Annotated in this window: 11 protein-coding genes; 10 read left to right on the forward strand and 1 reads right to left on the reverse strand. The window is 41.5% G+C overall.

The genetic code is table 11. The annotated features are described in order from the left end of the window. Positions 1-5 precede the first annotated feature (5 nt). Positions 6-1,793 carry an ABCB family ABC transporter ATP-binding protein/permease gene (locus tag PULV_RS04415; protein ID WP_086742762.1) on the reverse strand — a complete coding sequence of 596 codons (1,788 nt, stop codon included), beginning with the start codon at positions 1,791-1,793 and terminating at the stop codon, positions 6-8. 149 nt (positions 1,794-1,942) lie between these two features. Between PULV_RS04415 and PULV_RS04420 the strand changes: the two genes are divergently transcribed. The 10 genes from PULV_RS04420 to PULV_RS04465 all read left to right on the forward strand — a co-directional run bounded on the left by PULV_RS04420 (position 1,943) and on the right by PULV_RS04465 (position 12,590). Further along, positions 1,943-2,734 carry an ATP adenylyltransferase family protein gene (locus PULV_RS04420; RefSeq protein WP_193331017.1) on the forward strand — a complete coding sequence of 264 codons (792 nt, stop codon included), beginning with the start codon at positions 1,943-1,945 and terminating at the stop codon, positions 2,732-2,734. 273 nt (positions 2,735-3,007) lie between these two features. Continuing rightward, the gene (locus PULV_RS04425) at positions 3,008-4,435 is read left to right on the forward strand and encodes a peptide MFS transporter (protein WP_086742760.1); all 1,428 of its coding nucleotides are present in this window, start codon (positions 3,008-3,010) and stop codon (positions 4,433-4,435) included. 543 nt (positions 4,436-4,978) lie between these two features. Continuing rightward, positions 4,979-6,025 carry a 4-hydroxyphenylpyruvate dioxygenase gene (hppD, locus tag PULV_RS04430; protein ID WP_193331018.1) on the forward strand — a complete coding sequence of 349 codons (1,047 nt, stop codon included), beginning with the start codon at positions 4,979-4,981 and terminating at the stop codon, positions 6,023-6,025. A 138-nt stretch (positions 6,026-6,163) separates the two neighbouring features. Further along, complete coding sequence (fahA, locus tag PULV_RS04435; protein WP_086742758.1) at positions 6,164-7,477, forward strand: fumarylacetoacetase; 1,314 nt, start codon at positions 6,164-6,166, stop codon at positions 7,475-7,477. Between the two features lie 130 nt (positions 7,478-7,607). Beyond that, entirely contained in the window at positions 7,608-8,837 is a 1,230-nt protein-coding gene (locus tag PULV_RS04440) for a peptidoglycan DD-metalloendopeptidase family protein (protein WP_086742757.1), read from the forward strand. Next, positions 8,827-9,222, forward strand: a complete 396-nt coding sequence (locus tag PULV_RS04445; RefSeq protein WP_193331019.1) for a bactofilin family protein — start codon at positions 8,827-8,829, stop codon at positions 9,220-9,222. Before PULV_RS04440 ends, PULV_RS04445 begins: the two co-directional genes overlap by 11 nt. 42 nt (positions 9,223-9,264) lie before the next feature. Next, positions 9,265-9,918: a peptidylprolyl isomerase gene (locus PULV_RS04450; RefSeq protein ID WP_193331020.1), complete on the forward strand. Its 654-nt coding sequence runs from the start codon at positions 9,265-9,267 to the stop codon at positions 9,916-9,918. 55 nt (positions 9,919-9,973) lie between these two features. Continuing rightward, positions 9,974-11,158, forward strand: a complete 1,185-nt coding sequence (locus PULV_RS04455) for a multidrug effflux MFS transporter (protein ID WP_193331021.1) — start codon at positions 9,974-9,976, stop codon at positions 11,156-11,158. Positions 11,159-11,438: 280 nt separating this feature from the next. Further along, positions 11,439-12,068 (forward strand): LysE family translocator, encoded by a 630-nt coding sequence (locus PULV_RS04460; RefSeq protein WP_086742753.1) that lies wholly within the window; start codon positions 11,439-11,441, stop codon positions 12,066-12,068. Between the two features lie 57 nt (positions 12,069-12,125). Then, a complete protein-coding gene (locus tag PULV_RS04465) occupies positions 12,126-12,590 on the forward strand; it encodes a methylglyoxal synthase (RefSeq protein ID WP_086742752.1) in 465 nt (154 codons plus the stop codon). Positions 12,591-12,593 lie beyond the last annotated feature (3 nt).

Here is a 12,593-nt window from a genome sequence, read left to right on the forward strand (position 1 = left end):
ACATACTAATGCTGATTTGATTGTGCCCGCCACAACGCCGCGTACGCGCCATTTTGCGCTAGTAACTGGGTGTGGGTTCCTTGCTCTTTTAATTGACCTTGATCCAAAAATAAAATCGCATCAGCATCAATAATGGTCGATAAACGGTGTGCGATCACTAATGTAGTGCGCCCTTTTGAAACAGATTGTAGCGTTGCCATAATCGCGGCTTCATTGTGGCTATCAAGTGAAGATGTCGCTTCATCGAAAATGAATATTGCGGAGTTTTTTAATAACGTACGTGCAATGGCTACACGTTGCTTTTCGCCGCCCGATAACTTCAACCCTCGCTCACCAACTTCGGTATTAACTCCTTCGGGTAAACTGGCAATAAACTGCGCTAACTGTGCATCTTTTATTGCTTGTAACACGTGTTCATCGCTGGCATTTAGGTTGCCATAACGCACATTTTCTAAAATGCTGGTATTAAATAACACAGTATCTTGCGGCACAATGCCAATCTGTTGACGAACCGAGTCAAAGGTCAATGATTCAGTTGCTTGGCCATCAATTAAGATGCGCCCCTGATTTAGATTATAAAAGCAATATAACAACTTAGTGATTGTCGACTTACCCGCGCCGCTTGGCCCGACAATTGCTACTTTTTTACCGCCAGGTACCACAAAACTGAGATTGTTTAAGATCTCTCGCCCACTTTTATATGAAAAGCATACATTTTCAAAGCGCACCTCCGCTTGTTCAATCGACAAAAGCTGTGCGTCTTCGGCTTGTTGAACTGGAGATGTTTGCGCTAATAATGAAAACATATTTTCGATATTGGTCAGTGAGCCTTTAATTTCGCGGTATACAAAGCCAAGAAAATTGAGCGGCATAAACACTTGCATCATAAAGGCATTTACCAGCACAAAATCCCCGATTGTCATCGAACCTTGCTGAACATCAAGCGCTGCAAACGCTAGCATGGTTGTCATCGATAAAGCGATGATTAACGCCTGACCACCATTGAGGGTGAATAAAGACAAACGATTATTTCGTCTTGCTGTTTCCCAATCTGATAGCGCCTGATCATAGGATTGTTCTTCATGGCGCTCGTTATTGAAATATTTGACCGTTTCAAAATTCAATAAACTATCCAGCGCTCTGGAATTTGACAAATTATCAGCCTGATTGGCATCACGAATAAACTTTAACCGCCAATTAGTGACTTTGACGGTAAAGAGCACATACGCAAATACCGCCAGTGCAATGACCAACGCATATTTAATACCGTAGTTGTAAGACAAAATGCCAATTACAAACGCCAACTCGATTAAAGTTGGGCCAATGTTAAAGACAAAAAAGCGCATCACAAAGCTGATCCCTGAAACCCCTCGCTCGATATCGCGAGCAAGGCCGCCGGTTTTACGTGATAAATGAAACTCTAAATCAAGATGGTGAATATGCGAAAAGACCTGTAAACCAATCCGGCGCATTGCACGCTCAGTCACTCGGCCAAACAACATATCTCGTAGTTCAGAAAAAACCACATTGGCAAAACGTACGAGCCCATACGCTGCAACCAGAGCAAGCGGAACACTTAATAAGGCAATCTGCTGCTCATGTTCACCATTGAGAGCATCAACGGTGTATTTAAGAATAAATGGCAGCAGAACACTGGCTAACTTGGCACTGAGTAAACAAACAAATGCAAAAATAATCCGTTGTTTGTATTCGAGTAGATACGGCCAAACTTTTTTAAACACACTGATATTAAAACTATCATTTTCATTGGGGGTACTAAAACCTCGGCGCATATCAACCTACTTGTGAATAACCAACGCAACAGCCTGCTGTCTCAAATCGCAGTCTAACCTGTTTATTGAAATTTGCATGACATCATTTTATTTATGCGCATTATCAAGTATTTTGATTACAAATACAGCTTGGTGAATAAGGAAGTGTCATGATTTGGCAAAAAGCAGGCAATGTGATTGAAAAAGCGCGAAAAACCGGCGCATTACACCCTATCAGTGCCACGACCATTGAACATGAAGTCCATAATGTTCACTTTACCTATCACCTTCGAAACCAGCTGGCTGAAAAAAAACCTCATCAACTCACCCAAACCAGTAACCCGTTTTTGCCTCACGAAGCAGCAATGTTTGTGGACTCTTTAGGTGACAATCACAAAGTCTTGTTGAATAAATTTCCTGTGCTATCACCTCACCTTTTAGTCTGTAGCAATACCTTTATTAACCAAAGCCAGGCACTCACTGAATCAGATTTAAACGCATGGCATGATGTGCTCAGCGAAAACAACGCCTCACAAACAAATACACACCGATTAGGTTTTTTTAATTCTGCGCCTACCGCTGGTGCGAGTCAGCCACACCGTCATATGCAAGTAATCGAAGTTCAGCACCCTTTAACTCCCTTTATGGAAGCCTTTCAACAATGGTTACCAAACAAAACACTGAGTCTTCGCTACTCAAGCCCTATGCAGTTATATCAAGCCTACCAAGAGGCGTTACAACGTTTGTCATTATTGCACCCAGATCAGGACACTTCGCCTCATAATATTTTATTAACCGAGCATAATATCTGGTTGATCCCACGTTCTGATGTGCAATATTTGGGAATTTATGCCAATGGCTTGAACTTTTCTGGGCATTTTTTATTAAAAGATCAAACGCAACTTGACTGGTTAAAAACGCAAAATCCCTTTGATATTCTGGCAAAGTTAATAAAAGTATAATCATTCAGGTACGCGCAGCGCAGTGAAAATACGCCCGTCATGCATCTAAAGCTTTTCCTCAATGGGCTGTCTATGTATACTGCTAGGATGCTTTTTGTCTGACCGGCCCGATTTTTATGCAGTTTTATTGAATACTATTTGCATAAAAATGGGAGGTTTTGACGCCAAGTCATACACATGGCCACCCGTTCACGTTGCGTTCATCCGAACACTCAACGAAACATAACAATATTAATAACGGCCGCAACGATAGTATTAATTAGGAAGTTAACAATGAGTTCAATTCCAAAAACAGGCGACTTTTTAGGTCATCCTAAAGGTTTATTCCTGTTATTCGGTACCGAAATGTGGGAGCGTTTTGGTTATTACGGTATGCGTGCCATCTTGGTACTTTATCTAGTTGCTATTACCCAAGAAGGTGGATTCGGCTGGAGCAATGCAGATGCGTTAAGCTTATATGGTACATTTACCATGGCCGTTTATATTACCCCACTGTTTGGTGGATGGTTAGCCGATAACGTCATCGGTCAACGTAAAGCCATCATTTTTGGTGGTCTTCTTATGGCTGCTGGTCACTTTACTATGGGTATCCCACACGCGATGCTTGGTGGCCAAGAAGAAAATGTTTTTTATATCGGTTTAGCACTTTTATGTTTAGGTAACGGTTTATTCAAACCAAACATCTCAACCATGGTGGGTGATTTATACCAAGAAGGCGATCAACGCCGTGATGGTGCGTTCACTATTTTCTACATGGGTATCAATATCGGTGGTGCACTAGGTCCTTTAGTAGCCGGTTTTGTTGCTTCATCAATGGGTTGGCAATATGGCTTTATCGCGGCTGGTATCGGTATGGTAATTTCTGTTGCGATGCAAATGGCACTCAGCAACAAATATTTAGGTGATATCGGTGTGTTGCCTGCCGCGAAACTTGCTCAGCAGCAATCAACGTCAGGTACAAAAGAGCCATTAACAAAAGTTGAAATGGATCGCATCAAAGTTATTTTCACTATGAGTGTATTTAGTATCATTTTCTGGATGGGCTTTGAGCAAGCCGGCGGTTTAATGAACTTATTTGCTAACGATTACACAAACCGCGTATTAATGGGCTTTGAAATTCCAGCATCGTGGTTCCAATCACTTAATTCATTGTTCATCATTATTTTTGCACCTATGGTTGCCGTAGTGTGGTTAAAGCTTGATAAACGCGAGCCGAATTCACCAGTGAAGTTTGCAATTGCACTCGTATTTCTAGCCCTTGGTTTCTTAACTATGGTACTTGCACTTGCTACACAAGGCCAAGGTGAGCACTTACAAATCAGCATGATGTGGCTAGTACTGTTCTATTTATTCCATACATTAGGTGAGCTGTGTTTATCACCAATTGGTTTATCTATGGTCAGTAAATTAGCACCGCTACGTTTAGCATCACTATTAATGGGTATTTGGTTCCTATGTACAGCTATCGCGAATAAGATTGCTGGATTTGTAGGTTCTTACCTAGGTGAAGGTGAAGAAGCGCTTGGCAATGCGATGGGGATTTTCATTGGCTTAGGTGCCACTGCACTCATCTCTGCTGTTGCTATGTACTTACTGAGCGACCGCTTAGTGATTTGGATGCATGGCGCTGAAGGCCCGCAAGAAATCAAATCTGAAGAACATATTTTAGCTGAAGAGCTTGAAGTGACTGCTTCTCGTTAATTTAGCGAATGACACTAAAAAGGCTTGTTATCCTCGATAACAAGCCTTTTTTAATCTCTCTTTTTTACTCAATGTTCTCGTGTCGAATTGACACTCAACACATCACTCGCCTAGTAAGCCTATAAAAAACACATTTTTGTATTTAAAAGTTTACAGTTGAAATATAAATTTTGCGTCAATAGTCTCTATTTGTGTACTCACATTCCTTCATTTTGACCTTCAAAGAACCGTTTTCAAAAAATAAAAATAACCATTTTAATTCAAATACTTAAAATCAAATTTAAACTTATTTTATTCTGTTCGATGGTTAGTGGCTTAAACTGTTCGCAGAATTTAAGGCCATTTAATGCATCAATTCGAGCATGGCTCCTTAGCAACTTCTGAGTCACATTTGCAACGCAATCAGAATGTCCTATTAAATTTACAAATCACCTTTTAGCTAAATCACATGCCCCTCTTCCACTTATTCTCGGAATGATTAATTATCCGCTCAACAGCAAGTAACACAGCGCAACTATCAGCGCACTTTACGGAGTACTTAACATGAGCGAAGTAATTAACCCTTTAGGTCTAGTGGGCATCGAATTCACAGAATACGCCACACCAGATGCGGATTACATGGAAAAGGTATTTACTGATTTTGGTTTTTCTAAATTAAAAACCTTCAAAGGTAAAGACATCGTTTATTTCAACCAGAATGACATTCACTTTTTACTAAACAATGAGCGTGAAGGTTTCTCTGCTGAGTTTGCAAAAAGTCATGGCCCAGCCATTTGCTCAATGGGCTGGCGTGTAGAAGATGCACAAAAAGCATTTGAAGTAGCAGTAGAGCGCGGCGCAAAACCAGCGACCGATTCTGCTCACAAAGATTTACCTTACCCAGCCATTTACGGCATTGGTGATAGCTTAATTTACTTTATCGATGTATTTGGTGATAAAGGCTCTATCTTTGAGAATGATTTCGAAGATCTCGCTGAGCAAAACATTGTTGCTGATAAAGGCTTCCTACGTATCGATCACCTTACTAACAATGTTTATAAAGGCACAATGGAAACTTGGGCTAACTTTTATAAAAATGTATTTGGCTTTACAGAAGTTCGCTACTTCGACATTAAAGGCGCAAAAACAGCGTTGCTTTCTTATGCGCTTAAGTCACCATGTGGCACCTTCTCTATTCCAATTAATGAAGGTAAAGACAACAATAATAACCAAATCGATGAGTACTTAAACGAGTACAATGGTCCAGGTGTACAGCATTTAGCATTCTTAACCAATGACTTAGTAAGCTCATTAGATAAATTAGACAAATCAACTATTGCGACATTGGATATCATTCCTGAGTACTACGACACTATTTTTGACCGTGTACCTTGGGTAAAAGAAGATAAAGAAAAAATTAAAGAGCACCAGATTCTAGTTGATAGCCAAAGTGAAGATTGTTACTTACTACAGATTTTCTCTAAAAACTTATTTGGCCCAATCTTTATTGAAATGATCCAACGTGTTGATGATGGCGGTTTTGGTGAAGGTAATTTCCAAGCCTTATTTGAATCAATCGAACGTGATCAAGAACGCCGCGGCGTTCTATAATTAGCCCTCGGTTAATTTATTCACATTAAGCAGTGGCATTTTTGCCCTGCTTTTTCTGTATTGGTCTTTAAAAAATTTTAATCGGCACCATGTGTACTATCAGACTTGCCGATTGTGCATCGCACCCAAGGAAATACAATGAATTTAATCAATGAAACACACGATATAAACTTAACAAGCTGGGTTGAATCAGCCAATCAAGCCAATATCGACTTCCCAATCCAAAACTTACCATTTGCGGTTTTTCGTCGTAAAAACAGCAATGAAGAATTTCGCGGTGGCGTAGCAATTGGCGATCAGGTGCTTGATCTTAATGTTGTTGCGACAGCAAATATTTTCAATGGCCTTGCGCAAGAAGCCGTCGTTGCAGCAAACGCACCCGCTCTAAATGAGTTTATGGGGATGGGTCAAGAATATTGGTCAGCGTTGCGTTTGGCGTTATCACAGGCTCTTCGCGCAGGCAGTGAGCATCAACACGCTCTTGCTGACGCATTAGTGGCGCAATCAGACATCGAATTTAGCATGCCGTGTCACATCGGTGATTACACTGATTTTTACACCTCTATTTATCATGCAACAGCTGTGGGCCGTTTATTTCGCCCAGATAACCCACTGTTACCAAATTACAAATGGGTGCCTATTGGCTACCATGGCCGTGCTTCTTCGATTGATGTTTCTGGTCAAGTATTCCATCGTCCAAACGGTCAAACTAAAGCACCTGATGCTGAAGTCCCATCATTTGGCCCATGTAAACGCCTTGATTATGAACTAGAACTTGGCATTTACTTAGGAAAAGGCAATGCACTGGGCGATGCGATTAGTATCAGCAATGCTGAAAACCATGTATTTGGATTTTGTGTCTTTAATGACTGGTCGGCACGTGATTTACAAGCATGGGAATACCAACCATTAGGGCCATTCTTAGCCAAAAACTTCGCCTCAACTGTATCACCTTGGATTGTAACCACTGAAGCGCTTGCGCCGTATCGTACCTGCTGGACACGTGATGAAAATGATCCGCAGCCAATGGATTATCTCGAGTCAGCTCATAACCGTGAAGCAGGTGCGTTTGATATTCAAATGGATGTATTACTTGAATCTGAAAAAATGCGCGCTGATGGCACACCTGCGTGCAAACTTTCTGAGTCTAGCTTTAAGCACTCTTACTGGACAGTGGCACAAATGGTGACACACCATACAGTCAACGGCTGTAACTTCTTACCAGGTGACATGCTAGGCTCTGGCACACAATCAGGCCCAGATCACGAAGAAGCTGGCTCAATGCTTGAGCTATCTCGTGGTGGTAAAGAAAGCATCACACTTGCTAATGGTGAAACACGCACCTTCCTCAACGATGGTGACAAAGTGATCATGCGCGGTTGGTGTGAAAAAGAAGGCTTCAATCGCATTGGCTTAGGCTTTGTAGAAGGCACTATCTTACCCGCTAAGTAACGTATCTTCTCTTTTATAAAGAGCCCTATTTGGGGCTCTTTATCTTTTTCATAAGCTCCTAAAAATTAACAAAAAGTAGATTTTTTGCTAAATTTTGGTATTGTTGGGCAAAAAATAGAACCTTTTTGTAATGCTAAAAACCATAAGCAACTGTTATAGATGGTTATTTCCAGATAGACAGTTTTTCATACGTCAAAATGGTGCCGTTAAATTTGTCACCTTTTCCAGCTTTTTGCAGTTTCTGCTCGTACTTTTATTGGGCATGGCGATTGCGTGGGCTGCATTTACCAGTAATCAGTTTTTTAGTCTGCAAAAGACTGTCTCAGAAAAAAATACTACGATTGCTGATATTGAAGCACAATTGACCTCGTTAAATCAGTCTTACCAACAAAAACAAGCTGACTTAGAAGCGCGTCTAATGCTCTTAAACCAGCAACAAGACTTAATGAGTAACTTAATTGAATCAATGCCAGGTACGTTAGAACCCACTCAAATAGAAGCATCAACTGTTTTAGCACCTCTTCCGGCTGTGGCCAATACTGACAGCGCCTTTACTGAGCAATTACCTGATGATGACTCTCAGTTTGTCCCAGATCAAGAGCAAAAACCGCCCAGCACAGATGCAACGCAAGAAGGTGACAACAGCCAAACTCAAGATCAACAAACAAATAATGTACTAGAAAAAATGCAACAAACTGATGAACAGCTAGTACTTGTTGATTCTCATTTGGCACAAAGCTTTGATATTATTTTAAATAAAGTACAGCAAAGAAAACACACCCTGCAAACAGCGATGAGTCAATCTGGGCTATCATTCACCATCGACCCCATACTTATTCCTAGCGCTCAAGGTGGCCCGTTATACGATGTTGCTAGCCATCAATTATCCGATGTGCAACAAATACTGATCACTGAATTACTTGAACTAAAAGAGCTTGAGGCGACGTTATCTGCTGTGCCTAATCAACTGCCTGCTAAAGACTTTTACATTTCGAGCAGTTTTGGGATCCGAAAAGATCCAATGACTGGCCGTGCTGCGATGCATAAAGGCATCGATTTAGCAGGCTGGCACAAGACTAAAATTTTCAGCCCTGCCGATGGAGTGGTCAAACGCGCTGGCAATAACGGCGGCTATGGCCGTTTTATAGAAATAGAACACGCGAATGGCTTTATTACTCGATATGGCCATTTGGCAAAAATCAACGTGAAGAAAGGCCAAACAATTAAGCGCGATGATGTAATTGCATTAATGGGCAGCACCGGGCGCAGCACCAGTACTCATCTACACTATGAAGTACTGCATAATAATAAACACGTAAATCCACTTAAGTTAACTAAGGCGTTTGCACATGTTCTCTAAAAAACTCATTCCTTCACTCATTTCTGCCGATGTGACGTTAGAAGGTGAAATAAAAAGCGCAGGCGCTATTCAACTCGATGGTACCATCAACGGGCAAATTGCCGTAAACCACCTAACTATTGGTGAGCAAGGGCAAGTGATTGGCACGATTACAGCTGAAGAAGTCGTGATCAAAGGACGCGTCACAGGCTCAGTTACCGCCACTAGTGTGATTTTAGAAAAATCAGCACAAGTTCAAGGCGATATTTTCCATGGTACATTATCCATAGCAACAGGCGCTGAAGTCGATGGCACAGTAAAAAAGTTAGAGACTGAAAACGTCACTGATTTAAGCCAACCAAAAGTAGAAAAACGCCCAATACCAAAATCTCAAGTTGCCAATTAACAGCTGCTTTACTATCAATAAACTCATATTATAAGTACATTTATGATCAAAACACTCTTAAAAACCACTGTTGCAGCTTGTTTAGTTTTCTCGTTAACTGGCTGTTTTGGCCCTGATCAAGCGATTCAACAAACACACACTTTTATTGAAAAACAAAATATTGATAAACAAAGAAAAGACTGGAAAACAACTTTACCTGAGCCACCAAAGCTTACGTTTAGCGAAGGAAAACGCTATTTTTGGGATTTATCGACCAATCATGGCAACCTAAGCATTGAACTGTTTCACAACAATGCTCCCGTCCATGTCAGCAGCACCATTTATCTGACCGAATTAGGGTTTTATGATGGCCTGATTTTTCATCGTATTATCCCAGATTTTATGGCGCAAGGCGGCGATCCATTAGGTTCAGGACGTGGTAACCCAGGTTATAAATATGCCGGCGAATTCGATGGTGAACATTCACACGATAAAGCCGGTGTATTAAGTATGGCCAATGCAGGCCCCGGCACTGATGGCAGCCAATTTTTTATTACCTTTAAACCTACGCCTTTTTTAGATGGTCGACACACTATTTTTGGTCAAGTCACCCAAGGCTTAGATGATACTCTCAGTACATTCGCCACGCTCGGCAGTCGCTCAGGGAAAACAAGTTCTGAAGTGGTTATAAACAAAGCCACCATCAGAATCGAATAAATATTTCAATTTGAGGTAAGACCTCATACAATGCGCCGCTAACTGAGGAGTCCTTATGCAACGCGGCGCGAATTTTCCAACGAGTACTGTTTTTATTCTCATCCTACTGGTGATTTTTTGTCCCTTAGCCATTGATATTTATTTACCCGCTTTTCCCGTTATCGCAGAACAATTAAACGTGCCACTTGCGCATATTCAACAAACAATCAGCCTATTTTTAATGGCGGTTGGTTTAGGACAACTCATTGCAGGTCCACTGGCTGATAAATATGGCCGAAAGCCGCTCGCTTTAACTGGAATGTTGATTTATGGACTCAGTGCCTGCGCTGCTGCGTATGCTGATACTTATCTGCAACTGTTGGCCGCACGCATTTTTCAAGGGCTCGGCGCTTGTGCCACCTTTGTGTGTGCATTTGCAATGGTCCGAGATAAATTTGATGCCAATAAAGGCGCGCAAGTCATGTCTTATCTCAATGGTGTGATTTGTTTTATTCCAGCCCTTGCTCCCATTCTTGGCGCTTGGTTAACCCACCAGTTTGGCTGGCGTGCAAACTTTGCTTTTTTAACTGGGTTTGCCTGTATTGCGGGTACCATCATGCTGATATTTGCAAAAGAAACTCGCCCTTCTGACACTATTTATCAGGGTAAGTTATTCGACTTCTCGCGTTTTATCCCGATAATTTCGCATCGCGTGTTTATTTTTCATGCTTTAATTAGCCTGCTGGCTATGGCGATTATTATCGCGTTTGTAAGCTCAGCACCCGGCTGGATGATGACGCACTTAGGATTGAGCAGTAAAGAGTTTACGGTGTGGTTTACCATCAATGCCGTGTTATCTATTATCGCAAGCTTTAGCGCTCCTTATTTTATAAAGCGTTCAACCAGAAAAGCATTACTGCAAGGTTTATCGGTCTTAGTTTTGAGTGGTATGTTAATGGCGGCATTGTTGCCATTTAATACACCATGGGCATTCATGTTGCCTATTTTTGTCGCATCGATTGGTTTTTCACTCACATTAGGCTCAGCAGTAGGAAAAGCACTCGAGCCGTTTGCCAAACAAGCAGGCACAGCCTCAGCACTGATAGGATTAATGCAAATGAGTGGCGCTGGTTTACTGGTTAGTCTCAGCTTGCAACTACAATTAGCGGCGCCACTGCTGGTTTTATTTCATATCCTGCTTATTGTACCTTTACTCATTTTATTACTAAGAGATAAGGCTGCAGAGCTGCATCCTGTTTGACCTATTTGAGGCAAGCCCACCGTGTAATGAAAATTTTCCAATTGTGATGCTCTCTAAACTAAGCAAAAGGTGACAGCTACACTTACCAAGTCTGCGACCAAGGCAACACAACTAGCTGTTCAGTGAATGCGACTATTACATTCTAAAATCCAATACTCGTAAGATCAAAGCGGCTGAACGTTACGTTCGCCGCTTTTTTGTTATCCGCGCATTGTGTGACTTCTCTGATTGTTTACAAACTGTTAAACTGCCGCTTTTTATCACTAAGTATAAAATATCCATGATTAGCATCGAGTCCCTGCTCTCTTTTTTAAGTATTAGTTTTTTGTTAGCTGTTTCGCCTGGCCCTTCTAATGCGTTTTTGATGGCACAAACCTTTACCAAAGGAAAACAAGCCGGGATGCAAACCGCATACGGATTTGCGATTGCGGGGGTCATTCATACTATTTTTGCCGTGCTGGGGTTATCGGCCATTCTCAAAACATCGCCCACCGCATATCAAATAGTGCAATGGTGCGGTGCAGCTTACCTCGTTTATTTGGGCGTATTAGCCATCAAGGACAGCTTACATTCCCCTCAATGTGATGAAAAACCTCACATTTCAACCAAAAAAGAAAAAAATGTCCTCTTTCAAGCCATGATGACAGAAGTACTCAACCCTAAAGTTGCGTTGTTTTTTATCGCTTTTTTACCGCAATTTGTTGATACCGGCTTAAGTTTGTCAGCCACTTGGCAATTAGCTATTTTTGGCTTACTGTACCCTATTTTTGCATTTCCAATCGACACCTTATACGTCCATTTTGGTGATAAAATTGCAGGCTACTTTCGCCATCACCCCAATGCACAAAATTGGCTAGACCGCATCACTGGCATTATTTTTATTACACTTGCGATCAACCTTTTACTTTAAATTTGTGTTTACTCTTTTTTATAAATTCTTCATATTACAATCGAATGAGGAGAAAACATGAAAATGATCCAACAGGCCTTACCGGCTAAAAAACACATTGCACTTGTCGCCCATGATGGGCGTAAACATGCCTTAAAATCTTGGTGTGAAAAACATTTAGACGTTTTAAAACAGCATTCATTATATGGCACTGGCACAACAGGGCATTTAATTGAACAAGCAACCCACCTACCTGTTCATAAATTGCTGAGTGGCCCGATGGGAGGCGATCAGCAATTAGGAGCACTGATAGCCGAGCACGACATCCACTTACTGATTTTCTTTTGGGATCCGTTGGCTTCTCAGCCCCACGACCCAGATGTGAAAGCCTTACTCAGGCTGGCCGCTGTATGGAATATTCCTGTTGCATGTAATGAATCAAGTGCAGATATGATATTAAGCTCATCATTGATGAACACCCCTATGATGCGTGATATGCCTGACTATCAAGGGTATTTGAACGAGCGACTAGGCCAGCAATAGCCT

It is taken from the genome of Pseudoalteromonas ulvae UL12 (assembly GCF_014925405.1).
Classification (GTDB): domain Bacteria; phylum Pseudomonadota; class Gammaproteobacteria; order Enterobacterales; family Alteromonadaceae; genus Pseudoalteromonas; species Pseudoalteromonas ulvae.